The sequence below is a fragment of the Pseudomonas sp. FG13 genome (genome assembly GCF_057809755.1).
In genome coordinates, this window is the sequence record NZ_JBMDKO010000002.1 from 263,296 (window position 1) to 286,094 (window position 22,799).

General features: G+C 60.6%; 20 protein-coding genes. 14 read left to right on the forward strand and 6 right to left on the reverse strand.

Annotated features, from left to right (window positions below; all coding sequences use genetic code 11):
• Nucleotides 1–113 precede the first annotated feature (113 nt).
• The gene (locus ACODTO_RS03760; protein WP_489105989.1) at nt 114–1,073 is read left to right on the forward strand and encodes an omptin family outer membrane protease; all 960 of its coding nucleotides are present in this window, start codon (nt 114–116) and stop codon (nt 1,071–1,073) included.
• A 65-nt stretch (nt 1,074–1,138) separates the two neighbouring features.
• On the opposite strand, the gene ACODTO_RS03765 is transcribed toward ACODTO_RS03760, so the two are convergent.
• The 5 genes from ACODTO_RS03765 to ACODTO_RS03785 form a co-directional block, all read right to left on the reverse strand.
• The gene (locus tag ACODTO_RS03765) at nt 1,139–1,531 is read right to left on the reverse strand and encodes a protease inhibitor I42 family protein (RefSeq protein WP_139646025.1); all 393 of its coding nucleotides are present in this window, start codon (nt 1,529–1,531) and stop codon (nt 1,139–1,141) included.
• Between the two features lie 204 nt (nt 1,532–1,735).
• Nucleotides 1,736–4,150, reverse strand: coding sequence for an endopeptidase La (lon, locus tag ACODTO_RS03770; protein ID WP_139646027.1), 2,415 nt, complete (start codon nt 4,148–4,150; stop codon nt 1,736–1,738).
• A gap of 168 nt (nt 4,151–4,318) precedes the next feature.
• Nucleotides 4,319–5,632, reverse strand: coding sequence for an MFS transporter (locus tag ACODTO_RS03775; RefSeq protein ID WP_489105990.1), 1,314 nt, complete (start codon nt 5,630–5,632; stop codon nt 4,319–4,321).
• Nucleotides 5,633–5,840: 208 nt separating this feature from the next.
• Nucleotides 5,841–7,082, reverse strand: a complete 1,242-nt coding sequence (locus ACODTO_RS03780; RefSeq protein ID WP_139646030.1) for a CNNM domain-containing protein — start codon at nt 7,080–7,082, stop codon at nt 5,841–5,843.
• Between the two features lie 12 nt (nt 7,083–7,094).
• Complete coding sequence (locus ACODTO_RS03785) at nt 7,095–7,907, reverse strand: cytochrome C assembly family protein (RefSeq protein WP_139646032.1); 813 nt, start codon at nt 7,905–7,907, stop codon at nt 7,095–7,097.
• 196 nt (nt 7,908–8,103) lie between these two features.
• On the opposite strand from ACODTO_RS03785, the gene ffh reads away from it, so the two are divergent.
• From ffh to ACODTO_RS03840, 11 genes are all read left to right on the forward strand, one after another.
• Nucleotides 8,104–9,480: a signal recognition particle protein gene (gene ffh, locus ACODTO_RS03790; RefSeq protein WP_024778942.1), complete on the forward strand. Its 1,377-nt coding sequence runs from the start codon at nt 8,104–8,106 to the stop codon at nt 9,478–9,480.
• 228 nt (nt 9,481–9,708) lie between these two features.
• On the forward strand, nt 9,709–9,960 hold the full coding sequence (gene rpsP, locus ACODTO_RS03795; protein ID WP_007927680.1) for a 30S ribosomal protein S16: 252 nt from the start codon (nt 9,709–9,711) through the stop codon (nt 9,958–9,960).
• A gap of 5 nt (nt 9,961–9,965) precedes the next feature.
• Nucleotides 9,966–10,502: a ribosome maturation factor RimM gene (gene rimM / locus ACODTO_RS03800; RefSeq protein ID WP_047702127.1), complete on the forward strand. Its 537-nt coding sequence runs from the start codon at nt 9,966–9,968 to the stop codon at nt 10,500–10,502.
• Nucleotides 10,484–11,257 (forward strand): tRNA (guanosine(37)-N1)-methyltransferase TrmD, encoded by a 774-nt coding sequence (gene trmD, locus ACODTO_RS03805; protein WP_175385127.1) that lies wholly within the window; start codon nt 10,484–10,486, stop codon nt 11,255–11,257. The genes rimM and trmD overlap by 19 nt, the downstream gene beginning before the upstream one ends.
• A 44-nt stretch (nt 11,258–11,301) precedes the next feature.
• Complete coding sequence (gene rplS / locus ACODTO_RS03810) at nt 11,302–11,652, forward strand: 50S ribosomal protein L19 (RefSeq protein ID WP_003175895.1); 351 nt, start codon at nt 11,302–11,304, stop codon at nt 11,650–11,652.
• A 132-nt stretch (nt 11,653–11,784) separates the two neighbouring features.
• Nucleotides 11,785–12,681 carry a site-specific tyrosine recombinase XerD gene (gene xerD / locus ACODTO_RS03815; protein ID WP_139646036.1) on the forward strand — a complete coding sequence of 299 codons (897 nt, stop codon included), beginning with the start codon at nt 11,785–11,787 and terminating at the stop codon, nt 12,679–12,681.
• Nucleotides 12,682–12,996: 315 nt separating this feature from the next.
• Entirely contained in the window at nt 12,997–13,728 is a 732-nt protein-coding gene (dsbC, locus tag ACODTO_RS03820; RefSeq protein WP_139646040.1) for a bifunctional protein-disulfide isomerase/oxidoreductase DsbC, read from the forward strand.
• A 132-nt stretch (nt 13,729–13,860) separates the two neighbouring features.
• Nucleotides 13,861–15,165, forward strand: coding sequence for a homoserine dehydrogenase (locus ACODTO_RS03825; protein WP_041024826.1), 1,305 nt, complete (start codon nt 13,861–13,863; stop codon nt 15,163–15,165).
• Between the two features lie 104 nt (nt 15,166–15,269).
• Nucleotides 15,270–16,679 (forward strand): threonine synthase, encoded by a 1,410-nt coding sequence (gene thrC / locus ACODTO_RS03830; RefSeq protein WP_041024825.1) that lies wholly within the window; start codon nt 15,270–15,272, stop codon nt 16,677–16,679.
• A gap of 121 nt (nt 16,680–16,800) precedes the next feature.
• The gene (locus ACODTO_RS03835) at nt 16,801–18,171 is read left to right on the forward strand and encodes a transporter substrate-binding domain-containing protein (protein WP_175385125.1); all 1,371 of its coding nucleotides are present in this window, start codon (nt 16,801–16,803) and stop codon (nt 18,169–18,171) included.
• Nucleotides 18,172–18,354: 183 nt separating this feature from the next.
• The gene (locus tag ACODTO_RS03840) at nt 18,355–18,642 is read left to right on the forward strand and encodes a DUF3509 domain-containing protein (RefSeq protein WP_139646045.1); all 288 of its coding nucleotides are present in this window, start codon (nt 18,355–18,357) and stop codon (nt 18,640–18,642) included.
• A 216-nt stretch (nt 18,643–18,858) separates the two neighbouring features.
• Here the strand turns inward: ACODTO_RS03840 and ACODTO_RS03845 are convergent, their stop codons facing one another.
• Entirely contained in the window at nt 18,859–20,058 is a 1,200-nt protein-coding gene (locus tag ACODTO_RS03845) for a CaiB/BaiF CoA transferase family protein (protein ID WP_489105991.1), read from the reverse strand.
• Between the two features lie 146 nt (nt 20,059–20,204).
• On the opposite strand from ACODTO_RS03845, the gene ACODTO_RS03850 reads away from it, so the two are divergent.
• Nucleotides 20,205–20,747: a YaeQ family protein gene (locus ACODTO_RS03850; RefSeq protein WP_024778953.1), complete on the forward strand. Its 543-nt coding sequence runs from the start codon at nt 20,205–20,207 to the stop codon at nt 20,745–20,747.
• Between the two features lie 147 nt (nt 20,748–20,894).
• A complete protein-coding gene (gene recJ, locus ACODTO_RS03855) occupies nt 20,895–22,604 on the forward strand; it encodes a single-stranded-DNA-specific exonuclease RecJ (protein ID WP_489105992.1) in 1,710 nt (569 codons plus the stop codon).
• Nucleotides 22,605–22,799: the final 195 nt, after the last annotated feature.

Sequence of the window (22,799 nt, forward strand, 5' to 3'; positions counted from 1 at the left end):
CTTGCTGAATAAAGTTGCGTTGATATAAAAAGCGCAACTTCAAAAGCGACTGTCGATGTGCATGCAATTGCAAGAGGCGGCGGAACTAAATTAACTCATCAGGGAAGTTGTAGATGTTTTTACAAGGGGCGAAAGCAGCTGGGCGAATTCATTTTTTTATATTTGCAACAGTCGCGACGGTTGCGCTTCCAGTCGCTGCTGATAGCACGAGGGATTTGTACGTAAATGAGAAAGTTACGCTTGGCATCAATGCAGGCGTTCTGAGTGGTCAGACCCACGAGCGGGTCTACGCGCCCGAGGAGGGCGGGAGGAGGATCAGCCAGCTCGACTGGAAGTACAACAATGCTGCGGTCATCAAAGGCTCTCTCGATTGGAACGTGCTGCCTTGGATGTCACTAGGGGCGTCGGGCTGGACGACCATCACCAGCACGGACGGTTATATGAATGACGATGACTGGGTCGATGCCTCCCAGAGCCAATGGACAGACCGTAGCGTTCACCCCGACACGACCCTGAGGTATGCCAACGAATTCGATCTCAATCTCAAGGGGTGGCTATTGAACGAACCTGCCTATCGCCTGGGCCTGATGGCTGGGTACCAGGAACGCCGCTTCAGCTTTACCTCCAAGGGGGGATCCTTTAGTTACAACAGCGGTGCATACACTGGCGAGTTCCCAGCGGACGTAACGATCATTGGCTACAAACAGCACTTTAAAACTCCGTATGTTGGATTGGTCGGCAGCTATCGATACAAGCGTTTCGATATGGAGGGGGTGTTCAAGTACAGTCGCTGGGCTTCTGCCACTGACATTGATGAGCACTACCTGGCTGATAAGACGTTTGTCGGCAAAACAAAGCATCAACAGTATTATTCGTTGGGAGGAAAGTTGGGCTATGACATGACCGCCAACACGAATGTTTTCGTGGAGAGCGCGTGGAGTCGCACACGGAATAAAAAAGGCAGCCTTACCGTCAAGAATCGTTCCGATAACTACCGCGATAGCTACACTGACTCCGCAGGCATCGAAAGCTCCAGCGTCATGACCACCATCGGGCTGAAATACGTTTTTTGAACAAGACGCGGCGCTGCATCGTGAAGCCAGGCGCGCCCATCAGCACGAGGGCGGCCGGGCCGTTCTCACTTCACCGCAATGGCACAGTCGAAGGTTTCCACGGGCGGTACTTCGGGGGCCCAGGGCTGTTGATAAGTCAGGCGCAACCGCCCGGTACCGGTGGCGAATGCCTGGAAGCGCCAGGTCGACACACCAGCGGCGCCGACGATGCCGGCATCTTCCGGATTGCGGTAGACCTCGGGCCCCAGCGTTTTCAACACGCCGCCCGCTGAATCCTGGATGGCCCAGCGGTACCCGGTGGTGGGGTTGCTGGGCAAGCTGAGGATCATGTTCTGCCCGTTGTTGAGCCGCACCGGGCATTCGCTGAGTTTCTCCACGGTCACGTTGTTTTTCGGTTGCGTGGCGCAAGCGCTCAGCAGGGCGAGGCTGACGGGGATAAGCAGGCGGGTGAGGGACATGGGGGCTCCGGCATTCACGACGAATGGGGAGCATAACCGAGATGCTACGGGGTGTGTCAGGTGGGCATAGGTTGTTGCTGGTGACATCATCGCGGGCAAGCCTTGCTCCCACAGAGCAGGGTGTGGATCACAATTTCTGTGAACAACACCCATCCCCTGTGGGAGCAAGGCTTGCCCGCGATGGGGCCAGGGCAGACATAACCCTCAGAACAACACCTTCGCCACATCCGCAAAGCGCTTGGCAAAGTGCACCGTGACGCCTTCCTTCAGATAGTCCGGCAGTTCTTCGAAGTTGCCCCGGTTGGCTTCCGGCAGGATCAACTCGAGGATTTTCTGCCGGCGCGCTGCGATGACCTTTTCACGCACCCCGCCAATCGGCAGTACATGCCCGGTGAGGGTCAGCTCGCCAGTCATGGCGACACCTTTCTTCGGTGGCTGGTTGCGGGCCAGGGACAGCAGGGCGCTGGCCATGGTCACCCCGGCGCTCGGGCCGTCCTTGGGCGTGGCGCCTTCCGGCACGTGCAGGTGGACGAAGGCTTCGTCGAAAAACTTCGGATCGCCGCCGAATTGCTGCAGATGCGAACTGACATAGCTGTGGGCGATTTCCGCCGACTCCTTCATCACGTCGCCCAGTTGCCCGGTGAGCTTGAAGCCGCGATTGTGGGTGTGGATGCGCGTCGCTTCGATCGGCAGGGTGGCGCCGCCCATGCTGGTCCAGGCCAGGCCGGTAATCACGCCGATGCCGGACAGTACCTGCTCGTTGCGGAACACCGGTTTGCCCAGGGACGCCTCAAGGTCTTTCGGCCCGAGCTTGATCACGGCGTTTGGCTCGTCGATCAGCTTCATCACCGCCTTGCGCACCAGTTTGCCCAGTTGCTTCTCCAACTGCCGTACCCCGGCTTCGCGGGCGTAGCCGTCGATCAGGGCCTTCAAGGCACTGTCGCTGATGCTCAGGCTGCCTTTGGACACCCCGGCCTTGGCCAGTTGCTTGGGCCACAGGTGGCGCTTGGCGATGGCGACCTTTTCTTCGGTGATGTAGCCCGACAGGCGAATCACTTCCATCCGGTCCAGCAGCGGGCCGGGGATCGAATCCAGGGTGTTGGCGGTGCACACGAAGAGCACTTTGGACAGGTCCAGGCGCATGTCCAGGTAGTGATCGAGAAACTCGACGTTCTGCTCCGGGTCGAGGGTTTCCAGCAAGGCCGAGGCCGGGTCGCCCTGGTAGCTCTGGCCCATCTTGTCGATCTCGTCGAGCATGATCACCGGGTTCATCACTTCGACGTCTTTGAGCGCCTGCACCAGTTTGCCCGGCTGGGCGCCGATGTAGGTGCGCCGATGCCCCTTGATCTCGGCTTCGTCGCGCATGCCGCCCACGCTGAAACGGTAGAACGGCCGGCCGAGGGATTCGGCAATGGACTTGCCCACGCTGGTCTTGCCCACGCCCGGTGGGCCCACGAGCAGCACGATGGAGCCGCTGATCTCGCCTTTGTAGGCACCCACGGCGAGGAATTCGAGGATACGGTCCTTGATGTCGTCCAGGCCGGCGTGGTGCTGGTCGAGCACCTTGCGCGCGTGCTTGAGGTCGAGCTTGTCCTGGCCGTATACGCCCCACGGCACCGAGGTCGCCCAATCGAGGTAATTGCGGGTGACGGCGTATTCCGGCGAACCGGTTTCCAGGATCGAGAGCTTGTTCATTTCCTCTTCGATGCGCTTCTGGGCCTGGGCCGGCAGCACCTTGCCTTCCAGCCGCTGCTCGAACTGCTCGAGGTCGGCGCTGCGATCATCCTTGGTCAAACCCAGTTCCTGCTGGATGACCTTGAGCTGTTCCTTGAGGAAGAACTGGCGCTGATGTTCGCCGATCTTGCTGTTGACCTCCGCCGAGATCTCTTTTTGCAGCCGCGCGACTTCCACTTCCTTGCGCAGCATCGGCAGCACTTTTTCCATGCGCTTGAGCATGGGCACGCAATCGAGCACTTCCTGCAGTTCATTGCCGGTGGCGGAGGTGAGTGCGGCGGCAAAGTCCGTCAGCGGCGACGGATCGTTGGGGCTGAAGCGGTTGAGGTAGTTCTTCAGTTCTTCGCTGTACAGCGGGTTGAGCGGCAGCAGTTCCTTGATCGCATTGATCAGCGCCATGCCATAGGCCTTGACCTCGTCGGTCGGCTCGCTGGGCTGGTGCGGGTATTCGACTTCCACCAGGTACGGTGGGCGGTGGTGCTTGAGCCAGGTGCGGATACGCACGCGGGTCAGCCCCTGGGCGACGAACTGCAACTTGCCCGCTTCGCGACTGGCGTGGTGCACCTTGACCAGCGTGCCGTACAGCGGCAGCGCCGACGTATCGAAATGGCGCGGGTCTTCCTGGGGCGTATCCATGAAGAACAGCGCCAGGGAATGATGTTCGGACTTGGCCACCAGTTCCAGGGTTTCGGCCCAGGGTTCTTCATTGACGATAACCGGCAGCACCTGGGCCGGGAAGAACGGGCGATTGTGGATGGGGATGATATAGACCTTGTCCGGCAGGTTCTGGCCGGGCAGGGCCAGGCCGGTGCCGGAGGCGGTGTGCTCGATATGTTCGGGGTCAGCGTATTCGTTCGTGGCTTCTGTAGAGTGCTGGTCGCTCATGGGGCACCTGCGCAATGGAGTATGGAGCTTAGATGGGGCAGGTGGGGGGCGGTTTCAATGGTAGGCGATTGTTAGCGGCTATTTCATGGCGTGTTGTTCAGCGTCGTGACAGGTGCTGTGGCGAGGGCGCAAGCTCCCCCGCCACAGTGGAACGTATGTCCGTTGGCTTCAGGCAACCCGATTCAAATCGTTATGGCGGGTTTCCTTCAAGCACAGCACCGCAATCACGCTGAGTACAGCGGCAGCCGATACGTAGCCGCCGACATAGCTCAAGCCGCCCATGGCCACCAGTTTCTGGGCAAAGAACGGGGCGGCCGAGGCGCCGACGATACCGCCCAGGTTATAGGCCGCCGAGGCGCCGGTGTAACGCACGTGGGTCGGAAACAACTCCGGCAGCAAGGCACCCATGGGGGCGAAGGTCACGCCCATCAGGAACAGCTCGATGCACAGGAACAGTGCCACGCCCGCAGTCGACCCCTGGGTCAGCAACGGCTCCATGAGAAAGCCCGAGGCAATCGCCAGCAGACCACCGGTGACCAGCACCGGCTTGCGCCCGAAGCGGTCGCTGGCCCAGGCGGACAACGGTGTGGCGGCGGCCATGAACAGCACGGCAAAACACAGCAGGGCAAGGAAGGTTTCGCGGCTGTAGCCGAGGGTGGCGACGCCGTAGCTCAGGGAGAACACCGTGGAGATGTAGAACAGCGCATAACACACCACCATCGCCACTGCGCCCAGCAATGTCGGCGCCCAATACTGGCTGAACAGCTCGACCAGCGGCACTTTCACCCGTTCCTGACGGGCCACGGCGTTGGCGAAGACCGGGGTTTCATGGAGCTTGAGCCGCACATAGAGGCCGACGATCACCAGCACGGCGCTGAGCAGGAACGGAATTCGCCAGCCCCACGAGCGGAACTGCTCGTCATCCAGGGTCATCGCCAGGCTCAGGAACAGCCCGTTGGCCGCCAGGAAGCCAATGGATGGGCCTAGTTGGGGAAACATGCCGAACCAGGCGCGCTTGCCCTTGGGGGCGTTCTCGGTGGCGAGCAGCGCGGCGCCACCCCACTCACCTCCCAGTCCCAATCCCTGGCCGAAGCGCAGCAGGCACAACAGGAACGGTGCCCAGGCGCCAATGCTGGCATAGCCTGGCAGCACGCCGATGAGGGTGGTGCACACGCCCATCAGCAGCAGCGACGCCACCAGCGTGGACTTGCGGCCGATCCGGTCGCCAAAGTGGCCGAACAGCGCTGAACCCAGCGGACGGGCGAGAAAGGCGATGCCGAACGTCAGGAACGACGACAGCATCTGTGCCGTGCCTGACGTCTGTGGGAAGAACACCGGTCCGATTACCAGGGCCGCAGCCGTGGCGTAGACGTAAAAGTCATAGAACTCGATGGCGGTGCCGATGAAACTCGCGGTCGCCACGCGGGTGGTGGAGTTCGTCGGCTGGGCAGGCACGGCGTCGTTGCAGGTCATGGTGGTCATGCAGTTATCCCTGACAGTCATGTGCTCCGTTGGAGCGAATTATTATGGTTGAAGACGACTATTTTGCTGCTCCGTGCTGGTGCAAGGGCACTATGGGATCGAACTGTGGGAGCAAGGCTTGCCCGCGATGAACGATAACGCGGTTCTAACTGTTGCACTGCGGTGGGGCCTTCGCGGGCAAGCCTTGCTCCCACAAGTGTTGCGTACGCTAGGTAGCTGTCGGCACCGAACTGTTATGCCACACCAGCACCTGGCTGACGCGGTTGTCCACGGTTTCGATGATTTCCAGGCGATAACGGCCGATTTTCAGGCAGACCGGGCTTTCGGGAATGGTTTCCAGCGCTTCGGTCACCAGCCCGTTAAGGGTCTTGGGTCCGTCGCAGGGCAGGTGCCAGCCCAAGGTCTTGTTCAGTTCGCGAATCGACGCCGCGCCATCGATCATCAGGCGCCCGTCCGGCTGTGGATGCACGTGAGGGTTGTCGAGGCTGTGCTCGCTTTCGAACTCGCCGACGATTTCTTCGAGGATGTCTTCCAGGGTAACGATACCCAGCACTTCGCCGTATTCGTCCACCACCATGCCCAGGCGCCGCTGCTGCTTGTGGAAATTCAGCAGTTGCAGTTGTAGCGGCGTGCTTTCAGGCACGAAGTAAGGTTCGTGGCAGGCGGCCAGCAGCGCTTCCTGGGTCAGGCTTGCGTCCGCCAGCAGATGGCGGATCTGGCGGGTATTGAGCACCGCTTCGACCTGGTTGATGTCGCTGTGGAACACTGGCAGGCGGGTCCGGCGATTCAGGAGCAACTGCTCGATGATCTCGCCGATGGGGTCGTCGAGGTTGATGCCGTCGACTTCGCTGCGGGGGACCAGGATGTCGTTGACGGTGATGTTGTCGAGGGCATGGATGCCGGAGATCGGATGCGCACGCCCGGTGTTCTGCTCATGTTCATGCTCGACGCGTGCCGGTGCGGGCATTTCGTCGTCGCTTTGCTGAACTGCACTGGTCTTGCGTGCAAAGGGTCGCAGCAGCAACTCACTCAGGTTGTTCAACAGCCAGGCCAAGGGGTAAATCAGCTTCAATGGTACGCCAAGCAGAGTGTTGCCCAGCGCCAGTATCGCGTCCGGGTAACGGGTGGCCAGGGTGCGTGGCAGGTAGTCGGCGAACACCAGGAGCGCCGCGCTGATGGCGAGCCAGGCGATCCAGGGGCCGTTTTCCAGCCAGGTGAAGATCGCCAGCAAGGTGCCGATCACCAGTGCCAGGGCGCGACACAGCGTATTGCACAGAATCAGGCTGGTCAGGGGGAAGTCCAGCTTCGCCAGCGGCTTGTCGCCGGCGCGCGAAGCCTTGCGCTGGGCCAGCAGGTGGTGCCGGGCGGCTTCGATGGCGGTAAACAAGGCCGCCCAGAGGATCAGCACGACCAGTACAGCGAGCAGCGGCCCCGCGGGCAACCTATCCATCAGCGCCGTCCGTCAGATATGCAGGATGTATTCACGGACCAGTTTGCTGCCGAAGTAGGCCAGCATCAGCAGGCAGAAACCGGCCAGGGTCCAGCGAATGGCTTTATGGCCGCGCCAGCCGAGACGGTTGCGGCCCCACAGCAGCACGCTGAACACCACCCATGCCAGGCAGGCCAGCAGGGTCTTGTGCACCAGGTGCTGGGCGAACAGGTTCTCGACGAACAGCCAGCCGGAGATCAGCGACATCGACAGCAGGGCCCAGCCGGCCCAGAGGAAACCGAACAGCAGGCTCTCCATGGTCTGCAGCGGCGGGAAGTTGCGGATCAGTCCGGACGGGTGCTTGTTCTTGAGCTGATGGTCCTGCACCAGCAGCAGCAAGGCCTGGAATACTGCGATGGTGAACAGGCCATAGGCGAGGACCGACAACAGGATGTGGGCGAGGATACCCGGCTCTTCGTCGATAACCTGCACCGTGCCCGACGGCGCGAACTGCGCCAGGAGCACCGTTGCCAGCCCCAGCGGGAAGAGCAGCACCAGCAGGTTTTCCACCGGGATGCGCGAGCAGGCCAGCAGTGTCAGGGCGATCACCGCGACGGCGATCAGGCTGGCGGCGTTGAAAAAATCCAGGCCCAGGCCAATCGGTGTCATCAGGTGGGTATAAAGGCTGGCCGCGTGGCCAAGCACCGCCAGCACGCCGAGCGTGACCAGCAGGCGTTTGTTCGCCTTGGCACCGGTGGCCAGGCGGGTGCCTTGATAGAGGGTCGCAGCGGCATAAAGGCAAGCGGCGGCGAGGGAGGCAAGCAAGCTGGGTGACAAGGGGAGCATAAATCCTGTTAGGCAAGCCCGAAAGGCGCTGAGTTTGGCATAGAACCCATCCTGCACGAAAGACCGCCGCGAGGTGTACGCGGCACGCTTCTTCGCTATAATCCGCGACCTGCCCACGCCGCAGGCTCGCCGAGCACATTTTTCACGGTCTGGGCCGCCATTATCCCGGCCTCATACGGGCCTGAAAGGATCGCGCATGTTTGAAAACCTAACCGACCGTCTCTCGCAGACGCTGCGCCATGTCACCGGCAAGGCGAAGCTGACCGAGGACAACATCAAAGACACCCTGCGCGAAGTGCGCATGGCGTTGCTCGAAGCCGACGTCGCCCTGCCGGTGGTCAAGGACTTCGTCAATTCGGTCAAGGAACGCGCCGTCGGCACCGAAGTGTCGCGCAGCCTGACGCCGGGCCAGGCGTTCGTGAAGATCGTCCAGGCCGAACTCGAAAGCCTGATGGGCGCCGCCAACGAAGACCTGAACCTGAGCGCCGTGCCGCCCGCGGTGGTGCTGATGGCCGGTCTGCAGGGCGCGGGCAAGACCACCACCGCCGGCAAGCTGGCGCGCCTGCTCAAGGAGCGCAAGAAGAAGTCGGTGATGGTGGTGTCCGCGGACGTCTACCGTCCGGCGGCGATCAAGCAGCTGGAAACCCTGGCCAACGACATCGGCGTGACGTTCTTCCCGTCCGACCTGAGCCAGAAGCCGGTGGACATCGCCCAGGCGGCCATCAAGGAAGCGAAGCTCAAGTTCATCGACGTGGTCATCGTCGACACCGCCGGTCGCCTGCACATCGATGAAGAGATGATGGGCGAGATCAAGGCGCTGCATGCCGCGGTCAACCCGGTGGAAACCCTGTTCGTGGTCGATGCCATGACCGGCCAGGACGCGGCCAACACCGCCAAGGCCTTTGGCGATGCGCTGCCACTGACCGGCGTGATCCTGACCAAGGTCGACGGTGACGCCCGTGGCGGTGCCGCGCTGTCGGTACGGGCCATCACCGGCAAGCCGATCAAGTTCATCGGTATGGGCGAGAAGAGCGAAGCGCTCGAGCCGTTCCACCCTGAGCGCATCGCATCGCGCATCCTGGGCATGGGCGACGTGCTCAGTCTGATCGAGCAGGCCGAGCAGACCCTCGACAAGGAAAAAGCCGACAAGCTTGCGAAGAAATTAAAGAAGGGCAAGGGCTTCGACCTCGAAGACTTCCGCGATCAGCTGCAACAAATGAAGAACATGGGCGGCCTCGGCGGGCTCATGGACAAGCTGCCGAACATCGGCGGCGTGAACCTGGCGCAGATGGGCAACGCCCAGGGCGCGGCTGAAAAGCAGTTCAAGCAGATGGAAGCCATCATCAACTCCATGACCCCGGCCGAGCGCCGCGACCCTGACCTGATCAGCGGTTCGCGCAAGCGCCGTATCGCCATGGGTTCCGGCACCCAGGTGCAGGACATCGGTCGCTTGATCAAGCAGCACAAGCAGATGCAGAAGATGATGAAGAAGTTCTCCACCAAGGGTGGGATGGCCAAGATGATGCGCGGCATGGGCGGTATGTTGCCCGGCGGCGGCATGCCCAAGATGTAAGAATCCAGGCACCGGCAGTCATGCCGGTGCAACCCACGGGGACGTGGGATCCCCAGCCAACCCGTCATTCGCGGGCGCTGATCGTCGCAGATCTGAATGGCAGCCCGGCACTCGCCGGAAAAAGTCATTTGCAAAAGTCTGGATATTCCTTAGAATATGCGGCCTTTCGGGCACCCATGCCCGCTGTGCATTTAGATTTGCAGCACCGACTACAGGAACGATGTTCACATGCTAACAATCCGTCTTGCCCTTGGCGGCTCCAAAAAGCGCCCGTTTTACCACCTGACCGTAACCGACAGCCGCAACCCGCGTGACGGTTCCCACAAAGAGCAGGTTGGTTTCTTCAACCCTATCGCCCGTGGTCAGGAAGTTCGTCTGTCCGTGAACCAAGAGCGCGTTGCCTACTGGCTGAGCGTTGGTGCACAACCTTCTGAGCGCGTTGCTCAGTTGTTGAAGGAATCGGCTAAGGCTGCGGCCTGAGCAATATGAACGCGACGCCAAAAGATGCTGATGATCTGATCGTTGTCGGCAAAATCTATTCTGTACATGGCGTTCGCGGCGAAGTGAAGGTGTATTCCTTTACTGATCCGATCAAGAACCTGTTGGACTACAAAGCCTGGACGCTCAAGCGCGAAGGCAGCGTGAAACAGGTTGAGCTGGTCAGCGGACGCGGGAACGACAAGTTCCTGGTCGCAAAGCTCAAGGGTCTCGATGATCGTGAAGAAGCGCGTCTTCTGGCCGGTTATGAGATCTGCGTGCCGCGCAACCTGTTCCCTGAACTGACCGACGGCGAGTACTACTGGTACCAGCTGGTGGGTCTGAAGGTCATCGACCACCTTGGGCAATTGCTCGGGAAAATCGATCACCTGCTCGAGACCGGTTCGAACGATGTCATGGTGGTAAAGCCTTGCGTCGGCAGCCTGGATGATCGCGAACGCTTGTTGCCCTATACGGAGCAGTGTGTGTTGGCCGTTGACCTGGAGGCAGGCGAGATGAAGGTGGAATGGGATGCGGATTTCTGAACGTGGCCAATTTGCGCGTTGAAGTCATCACATTGTTTCCCGAGATGTTTTCCGCCATCAGCGAGTACGGCATAACCAGCCGCGCGGTGAAACAGGGGTTGTTGCAACTGACCTGTTGGAATCCGCGGGACTACACCACGGATCGGCATCACACTGTGGACGATCGCCCGTTTGGCGGTGGTCCGGGCATGGTGATGAAGATCAAACCCCTGGAAGATGCGCTGGTTCAGGCCAGGGCGGCAGCCGGGGAGGGTGCGAAGGTGATCTACCTGTCGCCCCAAGGCCGCCAGCTGACTCAGTCGGCGGTACGCGAACTGGCGAATTCGGATGCATTGATCCTGATTGCCGGTCGTTATGAAGGCATTGACGAGCGTTTCATTGAAGCTCATGTCGATGAAGAGTGGTCGGTTGGCGACTATGTACTGTCTGGCGGCGAGCTGCCGGCGATGGTCCTGATCGACGCGGTTACACGACTGCTGCCTGGAGCTTTAGGGCATGCGGATTCCGCTGAGGAAGATTCCTTTACGGATGGTCTGCTGGATTGCCCGCACTACACCCGACCGGAGGTGTATGCGGATCAGCGTGTTCCCGACGTGTTGCTAAGTGGCAACCACGCGCACATCCGGCGTTGGCGTTTACAGCAGTCCCTTGGTCGGACCTGGGAACGACGCGCCGATCTTCTGGAAAGCCGCTCGCTTTCTGGAGAAGAGAAGAAGCTGCTCGAGGAATACATCCGCGAGCGGGACGATAGTTAACAACGTATCGATGGTAAGTCCGAGACTTGCCTTAGGAGCACAGCATGACTAACAAAATCATCCTTGCACTCGAAGCAGAGCAGATGACCAAAGAAATCCCTACCTTTGCCCCGGGCGACACCATTGTCGTTCAGGTGAAAGTGAAGGAAGGTGACCGTTCCCGTCTGCAAGCGTTCGAAGGCGTCGTTATCGCCAAGCGTAACCGTGGCGTGAACAGTGCTTTCACCGTTCGTAAAATCTCCAACGGTGTTGGCGTAGAGCGTACTTTCCAGACCTACAGCCCGCAAATCGACAGCATGGCTGTGAAGCGTCGCGGTGACGTGCGTAAAGCCAAGCTGTACTACCTGCGTGACCTGTCCGGTAAAGCAGCTCGCATCAAGGAAAAACTGGCCTGAGTCCAGCTTCCGATGCAAAAAAAAGCAGCCTGAGGGCTGCTTTTTTGTTGCCTGCGATTTGCTCTTTGAGCACCCTGCGTACTTTCTTTATCGTATGGATGCAGCGTGCATGCGCATCCGCCAAGAGTGTTTATGCCAGCCATCGATCATCCGCTGATAGACCAGTTTCTCGACGCCCTGTGGCTGGAGAAGGGGCTTTCCGACAATACCCGTGACGCTTATCGCAGCGACCTGGCGCTGTTCAACGGTTGGTTGCAGGAGAAGAACCTGGAACTGGCCAATGCCGGACGGGAGCTGATCCTCGATCACCTGGCGTGGCGCCTGGAGCAGAACTACAAACCGCGCTCAACCGCACGATTTCTCTCCGGGGTGCGTGGGTTCTATCGTTATTTACTGCGGGAAAAACTGATCGCGGTGGATCCGACCTTGCGGGTGGAGATGCCCCAGTTGGGGCGCCCGCTGCCCAAATCCCTGTCCGAAGCCGATGTGGAGGCGCTGTTGGCGGCGCCGGACCTCAGCGAAGCCATCGGCCAGCGTGACCGGGCCATGCTGGAGGTCCTGTACGCCTGCGGCTTGCGCGTCACCGAGTTGATCAGCCTGACGCTGGAGCAGGTCAACCTGCGCCAGGGGGTCTTGCGGGTGATGGGCAAGGGCAGCAAGGAACGTCTGGTGCCGATGGGCGAGGAGGCAATCGTCTGGGTCGAGCGCTACCTGCGTGACGGTCGCCATGAACTGCTGGGTGGGCGCCCCAGCGACGTATTGTTCCCGAGCCGTAACGGCGATCAGATGACTCGCCAGACGTTCTGGCACCGCATCAAGCACCAGGCCAAGGTCGCCGGGATCGGCAAATCCCTATCGCCCCACACCTTGCGCCACGCCTTTGCCACGCACCTGCTCAACCACGGCGCCGACCTGCGGGTGGTGCAGATGCTGCTGGGTCACAGCGACCTGTCCACCACCCAGATCTACACCCATGTCGCCCGGGCGCGGTTGCAGGAACTGCACGCCAGGCATCATCCGCGGGGTTGAGGGGGAGATGCACCGCCCCACAGCGTTATGGGGTTTTCACCGCCTCGATGGTCCGCCGAGATCCGCTGTGGGAGCAAGGCTTGCCCGCGATGGCCACACCGCAGTGCATCGGATGAACAGCGTTATCGTTCATCGCGGGCAAGCCTTGCTCCCACAAGCCCGCTCCCACAAAAATGCACTGCCAATGCCTTGCATCAACGGCATTCGGCCCCGCCGGCCTTATGTGGTAGGCTTGGCCGGTTTGCACAGTGGGCGGCCGGAACCGGATCTGCGGGTTGGCGTTCTCCGTCCCATTTGTTCGCCTCAGGAGTTCCCATGCGTTTGATCCAGATGTTCACCGCCGCTGCCATTGCGTTGGCCAGCACCTTTGCCATCGCCGACGACGCGGCGGACAAGGCTATTCGCAAGAGCCTGGAAAACCTTCAGCTCGAAGTACCGATCGAAGCCATCTCCGCCAGCCCGATGGCCGGCCTGTATGAAGTCAAGCTCAAGGGCAGCCGCGTGCTCTATGCCAGCGCCGACGGTCAGTACATCGTCCAGGGCAACCTGTTCGAGCTCAAGGACGGCAAGCCGGTCAACCTCACCGAGCTGACCGAGCGCCAGGGCGTTTCCAAGCTGATCAATGGTATTCCCGTTGCCGAGACCGTGGTCTACCCGGCGGTGGGCGAGACCAAGTCCCACATCACGGTGTTCACCGACACCACGTGTCCGTACTGCCACAAGCTGCACGCCGAAGTGCCGGAGCTGAACAAGCGCGGCATCGAAGTGCGCTACGTCGCGTTCCCGCGCCAGGGCCTGGGCTCGCCGGGCGATGAGCAATTGCAGGCCGTGTGGTGCTCCAAGGACAAGAAAGCGGCCATGGACAAGATGGTCGATGGCAAGGAAATCAAGGCCGCCAAGTGCGATAACCCGGTTTCCAAGCAGTTTGCCCTGGGTCAGTCAATAGGCGTGAACGGTACGCCGGCAATTGTTTTGGCGGATGGTCAGGTAATTCCGGGCTACCAGCCGGCGCCGCAAGTCGCCAAACTGGCCCTCGGCGCGAAATAATCATGGGCCATGTGCTGATGAAGAGCATGGCTCGACGAAAACCTTCGTCGGGCCGTTAAACGCAGAGCCGCGTTGCTGCGCGGCTGTATTTCACGGCCGACCTTGTGTCGGCCGTTTCATGGGGAGTCAAGAGTGAATCCGGTCAAAGTAGGCATCTGTGGGTTAGGTACCGTCGGTGGCGGCACCTTCAACGTACTTCAGCGTAACGCCGAGGAGATTGCCCGCCGTGCCGGGCGTGGAATCGAAGTGGCACAAATTGCCATGCGTACGCCAAAGCCTCAGTTCCAGACGACCGGTATTTCGATTACCAACGATGTATTCGCCGTGGCAGCCAACCCTGAGGTCGATATCGTCATCGAGCTGATGGGCGGCTACACCGTGGCCCGTGAGCTGGTGCTCAAGGCCATCGAGAACGGCAAGCACGTGGTCACCGCCAACAAGGCACTGATCGCCGTGCACGGTAACGAAATTTTCGCCAAGGCCCGTGAAAAGGGTGTGATCGTGGCGTTCGAAGCCGCCGTGGCCGGTGGCATCCCGGTGATCAAGGCCATCCGTGAAGGCCTGTCGGCCAACCGCATCAACTGGGTCGCCGGTATCATCAACGGCACCGGTAACTTCATCCTCACCGAAATGCGCGAGAAGGGCCGGACCTTCGAGGACGTGCTCACCGAAGCCCAGGCCCTGGGTTACGCCGAGGCCGACCCGACGTTCGACGTGGAAGGCATCGATGCGGCGCACAAGCTGACGATCCTGGCGTCCATCGCCTTTGGTATCCCGCTGCAGTTCGACAAGGCCTACACCGAAGGCATCACCCAACTGACCACCGCTGACGTGAACTACGCCGAAGCCCTGGGCTACCGCATCAAGCACCTGGGGGTTGCCCGCAGCACCGCCAGTGGTATCGAGCTGCGTGTGCATCCGACCCTGATCCCGGCCGATCGCCTGATCGCCAACGTCAACGGTGTGATGAACGCCGTGATGGTCAACGGTGACGCCTCTGGCTCGACCCTGTTCTACGGCGCTGGCGCCGGCATGGAACCGACCGCCTCGTCGGTCGTGGCCGACCTGGTGGACGTGGTGCGTGCCATGACTTCCGACCCGGAAAACCGTGTGCCGCACCTGGCGTTCCAGCCGGACTCGCTGTCGGCTCATCCGATTCTTCCGATCGAAGCGTGCGAAAGTGCCTACTACTTGCGCATCCAGGCCAAGGACCACCCAGGTGTACTGGCCCAGGTGGCAAGCATCCTGTCGGAGCGCGGCATCAACATCGAGTCGATCATGCAGAAGGAAGTCGAGGAACACGACGGCCTGGTGCCGATGATTCTGCTGACCCACCGCGTGGTCGAGCAGCGTATCAACGACGCGATTGCAGCGCTGGAAGCGCTCCAGGACGTGGTAGGCCCTGTGGTCCGTATCCGCGTCGAACATCTGAATTAATTCAGCTGCAAGCGGCAAGCCACAAGCTACGGGTTGAAAGCGGATCGGCTTTCACTCGTAGCTTGTAGCTTGAAGCTCGAAGCTCAAACCGAAGGTTTGCCCTTATGCGCTATATCAGCACCCGCGGCCAGGCACCGGCCCTGAATTTCGAAGATGTCCTGCTGGCCGGCCTGGCCACGGACGGCGGCCTCTATGTGCCGGAAAACCTGCCGCGTTTCACCCAGGAAGAAATTGCCTCCTGGGCCGGCCTGCCGTATCACGAGCTGGCCTTCCGGGTCATGCGTCCGTTCGTCACCGGCAGCATCCCGGACGCCGACTTCAAGAAGATCCTGGAAGAGACCTATGGCGTCTTTTCCCACAACGCCATTGCCCCGCTGCGTCAGCTCAACGGTAACGAATGGGTGATGGAGCTGTTCCACGGCCCGACCCTGGCATTCAAGGACTTCGCCCTGCAATTGCTCGGTCGTCTGCTGGACTACGTGCTGCAAAAGCGTGGCGAGCGCGTGGTCATTGTCGGTGCAACCTCCGGCGACACCGGTTCGGCCGCCATCGAAGGCTGCAAGCACTGTGAGAATGTCGACATCTTCATCCTGCATCCGCACAACCGTGTCTCGGAAGTGCAGCGCCGGCAAATGACGACGATCTTCGGTGATAACATCCACAACATCGCCATCGAAGGCAACTTCGATGACTGCCAGGAAATGGTCAAGGCCAGTTTCGCCGACCAGGGCTTCCTCAAGGGCACGCGGCTGGTGGCAGTGAACTCGATCAACTGGGCGCGGATCATGGCCCAGATCGTCTATTACTTCCACGCAGCCCTGCAATTGGGCGGTCCGGCCCGTTCGGTGTCGTTCTCGGTGCCCACCGGCAACTTCGGTGACATCTTTGCCGGCTACCTGGCGCGCAACATGGGCCTGCCGATCAATCAACTGATCGTCGCCACCAACCGCAACGACATCCTGCACCGCTTCATGAGCGGCAACCAGTACGTCAAGGAAACCCTCCACGCCACACTGTCGCCTTCCATGGACATCATGGTGTCGTCGAACTTCGAGCGCCTGTTGTTCGACCTGCATGGTCGCAACGGCGCGGCGATTGCCGGCCTGATGGACAGTTTCCGCCAGGGTGGTGGTTTCAGCGTCGAGGCCGAGCGCTGGACCGAAGCCCGCAAGCTGTTCGACTCCCTGGCGGTGGACGACGCGCAAACCTGCGAAACCATTGCCGAGGTGTTCGGACAGAGCGGCGAGTTGCTCGACCCGCACACCGCCATCGGCGTGAGGGCTGCCCGTGAGTGCCGCCGCAGCCTGGACATCCCCATGGTGATTCTGGGGACCGCTCACCCGGTCAAGTTCCCGGAAGCGGTGGAGAAAGCTGGTGTAGGAAAAGCGCTTGAACTACCTGCACATCTTTCGGATTTGTTTGAGAGAGAAGAGCGCTGCACAGTGCTGCCTAATGACCTGAAAGCCGTACAGGCCTTTGTCAGTCAGCATGGCAACCGCGGCAAGCCCCTCTGATCGCTGAAACCTGTCACATTTTGAAGCCCGTCTCCTGACGGGCTTTCTTGTTTCTGCATGCCAAAATGATCGGGTTTTCGCCCCTTGGAGGGACGGGCGAGTCATCTCGAAGGAAATGCAGATGTTGTTTTTTATCAAATGCAAACCAGCGCTGAGCTGGATGACAGGGCTGGCCTTGATGTGCTGGATGCAATGGGGCGGGGCGGCACAACTGGCAGCCTTTGAAGCGCCACCGTTCCAATCCGGCGAGCGGCTGGTACTGGACGCTCAGGAGTTGCAGTGGATCCAGGAGCACCCCAGGGTCGTCGTGGCCTCGATGCAATTTCCGTTGTACCTGTTCAAGAATGAACGTGGGCAGTGGAACGGGCTGAACAACGATATTCTCCTGCGCATTGCACGCATGACGGGCCTCGAGTTCGTGCACCGGGAGTCGTTCTCTCCCGACCAATTGCTGGCGATGCTGGAGCGGGGCGAGGCCGACATGACGACCACCATGGCGATGAACGACGAACGCCGGGATTTCCTCAACTTCAGTCACGCATTTGGCGGTTCCGGCTGGGTATTCGTCGGTCGCGACGGGGAGCCGGCGCTCCATTCGCTGGAACAGCTGAAGGGGAAGGTCCTGGCGCTGCCGGCACGGCATGCGTTGGAGACGGAGATACGCCGTGATCACCCCACCGTCGAGCTGCGCACGGTCAAGACCTACGCGGAGGCGAGGGCGCTGGTGGAAAGTGGGGAAGCCCATGCCACCATCGAAAACGAAACCGGAGTGCATCTCTATCCGGCGGGACAGTTGAAGGTAGGAAAAAATCTTGATGGCAAGTGGGAACCGGACTATCTGGCTGTACGTCAGGATCTACTGCCGCTGCTGAGTATCCTGAACAAGGCACTGGAAGCGTTTCCGGCCGAGGAAATGCGTGCCCTGCGTTCCAAGTGGATGGCGGGTGTCGTTCCCAGCAAGGCGCCCTCGCTTTGGCTGCGAGTGTCCCAATGGGGTTACTGGTGTGTCGTCGTGCTCGGGGTATCCGGCCTTCTGTCGCTGCTGTGGAGCCGACGCCTGCAGATACAGATCGATCAACGCCACAAGGCCGAAGCGGTCCTCAACGACCAGTTGATGCTCCAGAAAGCCTTGATGGACGCCATTCCCGATCCGATTTTCATCCGAGATCTGGAAGGGCGTCTGCTCATGTGCAACAAGAGCTATGAAGAACAGTTCGCGACCCGCTTCGAAAAGCTGCGCGGCACACGCTTGACCGACTCTCCCACGTTTCCGGCGACCACGGCCGAGTTGCTGCATGGGGAGATGATGGAGCAGTTGCGAACAGGGCAGTCCCGCTTCAGCGACCGCCAGGTGATGTTCAACAGTGGATTACGGGATATCTACCATTGGTCGGTGCCGTTCTACGGTGCCGATGGACAGTTGCGAGGTCTCTTGGGGGGCTGGAGCGACGCGGGGCGGCGTTGGCGGCGCTCGCAAAGGCTCCTGGCCTGATGCAGGCGCATGACAAACGCGGCTGCCCGCGAAGGCTGTTGTTTCTCTGTCATATTGAACGCGCATGCTCGGTTGAACAGGTTCGGGGGACGCCGGTTCGGTACGCTGACGAACTTTCTGCTGCGGCCCACGGTCACTTAATGTGCACATGCAGTTGTTTTCGGACTATTGAAGGGTGATCGAATGGAAAGTATCAGCCTATTGCTGGGTGAGGCTTTGAGCCCGTATCAGGTCACGCTGACCCCCTCCGGCGCCACTGGCGAATGCCTTGTGACGCTGAAGAATGCTTCTGGAGCCATCATGGTTGAGCGGGTGTTCAATCAGGCGCAGTTGACCGATAAGCGTCAACTGACGGATGTGGTCGATGGTCTGCATCGGGATGTATTGATCGCCGAGGGGCGCCTGGAGCCCTGTGTGATCGCGGCACTGCGTAATGTGGCGCGTGACAAGGTCATGACCGCCGCGAATTGAATGGCAGGTTGTGGGAACCTTCCTACCACCTGGTGAGTCAGACCTTTTACCAACAAGATCAAGCATTGTGCTCCGGTGCTTGTCGCTTGTTGCACGGACCTCGAATGGTCACGTTTAACCCCGAGTCGTCTCCCCACTTCTCGGGGTTTCTTTTTGCCTGCCGTTTACCTGCCCAGCGTGGAAATACCTCGACGGACGGTTTCACGTTCGAACCTTTTAAATCGCCCCCTCCTTGCGCAGGCGAGCGATTTGCTGCGCATCGTAGCCAAGCTCGCCAAGCACCTGGGCATTGTGTTCTCCAAGCGTTGGCCCGACCCATTCGGCGCTGCCCGGCGTGTCGGACAGTTTTGGCACGATGCCTGGCATCTTGAACGCCTTGCCGTCCGGCAGTTTGGCTTGCAGGAACATTTCACGGGCCAGGAATTGTGGGTCGCTGAACATGTCTTCGGCGCTGAAGATCCGGCTGGCCGGTACTTCGGCCTGGTTCAACTGTTCGATAACGGTATCGAGCGGCAGTGAATTGACCCAGCGATCGATGACGCCGTACAACTCGTCACGGCGGCTGTCACGGCCGTCATTGCTGGCCAGTTGCGGGTCATTGGCCAGGTCGTCACGGCCGATGATCTGCATGAAACGCTTGAAGATCGCGTCGCCATTGGCACCAATCTGCACATGCTTGCCATCGGCGCTGGTGTGGATCGACGAGGGGGTGATGCCAGGCATGATATTGCCGGTGCGCTCGCGGATGAAACCGAACACGTCGAACTCCGGCACCATGCTTTCCATCATGGCGAATATCGCCTCGTACAACGCCACGTCCACCACTTGTCCGCTGCCGCCGTTGACCTCGCGGTGACGCAGGGCCATCAGCGCGCCGATCACGCCCCAGAGGGCGGCAATGGAGTCACCGATGGAAATCCCGGTGCGCACCGGTGGGCGGTCTTCGAACCCGGTGATGTAGCGCAGGCCGCCCATGGATTCGCCCACTGCGCCAAACCCGGGCTGATCTTTCATCGGTCCGGTCTGACCGAAACCGGAGAGACGCACCATCACCAGTTTCGGGTTCAGCGCGTGCAGCACATCCCAGCCCAGGCCGAGTTTTTCCAGTACGCCGGGACGAAAGTTCTCGATCAGGATGTCGGCCTCGCCAATCAGCTGCTTCAGAATCGCCAGACCGTCGGGGTGTTTCAGGTTCAAGGTCAGGGATTTCTTGTTACGCGCCTGGACGAACCACCACAGGGAAGTGCCTTCATACAACTTGCGCCACTTGCGCAGCGGATCGCCGCCGTCAGGCGACTCGACCTTGACCACTTCGGCACCGAATTCTGCACAGATCCGCGAGGCAAAAGGCCCGGCGATCAACGTGCCGAGTTCGATGACTTTGACCCCGGCAAGGGGTTTGGCTGTGAGCGACATGAAAGATCCTGTAGGACAAAACGGAACGAATGGAGGGTTTTATCATAGGCCAGCGCCAGTCGCCGCAGGTTGATGGTCGGCAATTCGTGGATTTGCCGTTTCATCGGTTAGACTTGCCGCCTTTCCACGTATCAAGAAGCCCGTTCATGGCCCAGCCGTCCACGACCTACAAGTTTGAACTGAACCTCACCGACCTCGACCGCAATGTCTACGAGAATGTGAAGCAGACCATTGCCCGCCATCCTTCGGAAACCGAGGAGCGCATGACCGTGCGGCTGTTGGCCTACGCACTCTGGTACAACGAGCTGCTGTCGTTTGGTCGCGGTCTGTCAGACGTCGATGAACCGGCACTGTGGGAAAAAAGCTTGGATGACCGCGTGCTGCATTGGATTGAAGTCGGTCAGCCTGACGTCGATCGCCTGACCTGGTGTTCGCGTCGTACCGAACGCACCAGCCTATTGGCTTATGGCAGCCTGCGGGTCTGGGAGGGCAAGGTGATCCCGGCGGTGAAAGGCCTGAAGAACGTCAACATCGCCGCGGTGCCCCAGGACGTGCTGGAAACCCTGGCCCAGGACATGCCTCGCGTGATCAAGTGGGATGTGATGATCAGCGAGGGGACGATGTTCGTGACCGACGACCGTGGCCAGCATGAAGTTCAGTTGCAGTGGTTGCTGGGCGAGCGCGGTTGATTCCTGTGGGAGCGAGCCTGCTCGCGATAGCGGTGGATCATCTCGCTACCCAGAGACTGACACAGCGCTATCGCGAGCAGGCTCGCTCCCACATGCAGCTCTTTTGCCGATAGTTTCAATGACCCATAGAAGAATGTCTGTCACCCCATGCGCATAGAACCCCGCCAGCTCCCCGACACCCTGCCGTTCCTCGGTGACTTGCCCCCTCTGCTGACCCGCCTGTACGCGGCGCGTGGCGTGCAGTCCGAGGCCGAACTGGACAAGAGCCTGGCGCGCCTGATTCCCTACCAGCAGCTCAAGGGCATCGATGCGGCGGTGGATCTCCTGGTGGTGGCCCTGGAGCAGCGCCAACGGATCCTGATCGTCGGCGACTTCGATGCCGACGGCGCCACGGCCAGCACCGTGGGCCTGTTGGGGCTACGCCTGCTGGGGGCGGCCCATGTCGATTATCTGGTGCCCAATCGCTTCGATTACGGCTACGGACTGACCCCGGAAATCGTCGAAGTCGCCCTGACCCGCGAGCCGCAACTGCTGATCACGGTGGACAACGGTATTTCCAGCGTGGAAGGCGTGGCGGCGGCGAAAGCGGCAGGGCTCAAGGTGCTGGTGACCGACCACCACTTGCCGGGCACCGAATTGCCGGCGGCCGATGCCATCGTCAATCCGAACCAGCCGGGCTGTGAATTCCCGAGCAAGGCGCTGGCGGGTGTCGGGGTGATTTTCTACGTGCTGATGGCCCTGCGCGCGCGGTTGCGCAGCCTGGGTTGGTACGCCAGCAAACCGCAGCCGAACATCGGCGAGTTGCTGGACCTGGTGGCCCTGGGCAGCGTGGCCGACGTGGTGCCCCTGGACGCCAACAACCGGATTCTCGTGCATCAGGGCCTTGAGCGCATTCGCGCCGGGCGTGCGCGCCCTGGCATCAAGGCCATTCTGGAAGTGGCCCGGCGCGATCATTCGCGCATTACCTCCACCGACCTCGGGTTCATCCTGGGTCCGCGCCTGAATGCGGCGGGGCGCCTGGACGACATGAGCCTGGGCATCGAATGCCTGCTCACCGATGACGCGGCATTGGCCCGGGAGATGGCCGCGCAACTGGATGGCATGAACCAGGAACGCAAATCCATCGAGCAGGGCATGCAGCGTGAGGCGCTGGCCCAGCTCAAGGAGCTGCCGGTGGAATCGATGCCGTTCGGTCTGTGCCTGTTCGATCCGCAGTGGCACCAAGGCGTCATCGGCATCCTCGCCTCCCGTATGAAAGAGCGTTACTTCCGTCCGACCATTGCCTTTGCCGACGCCGGAGACGGCATGCTCAAGGGCTCTGGCCGATCGGTGCAGGGCTTTCATATTCGCGACGCCCTGAGTGTCGTGGCGGCGCAGCATCCGACCCTGATCACCAAGTACGGCGGTCATGCCATGGCGGCAGGGTTGTCATTGCCCGAGGCGAACTTCCCATTGTTCGCCGAGGCGTTCGACGCGGAAGTGCGCAGGCAGTTGCGTGAAGAAGACCTGACCGGACGCCTGCTGTCGGATGGCACCCTGGCGGTGGAAGAATTCCACCTGGAACTGGCCCGGGCCCTGCGCCATGCCGGCCCCTGGGGCCAGCATTTTCCGGAGCCGATGTTCCACGGTGTGTTCCAGTTGGTCGAGCAGCGGGTGGTGGGCGAACGACACCTGAAGGTGGTACTCAAGAGCGAGTGCGGTTCGGTGAAGCTCGATGGCATCGCCTTTGGCATCGACCGCGATGTCTGGCCGAACCCGACCGTGCGCTGGGTCGAACTGGCCTACAAACTCGACCTCAACGAGTTTCGTGGCCAGGAAACGGTGCAGTTGATGATTGCCCATATCGAGCCGCGGTAGGCCCACAGATTTGCCAAGGCGATGATTTCCCCTCGCCACACGAACTTGTTTTAACCGCGGAACCCTGCCTTATCCCAGGTTGTCGACTAGGCTCTAAACACTGGTTGATAGCCCTTGTGACGTCTTGACCATTTTCTTTGCCCGCGGGGGCGGGTGCTGCACCTTTTGTCACTCGTCGACTTTTCAAACAGAACC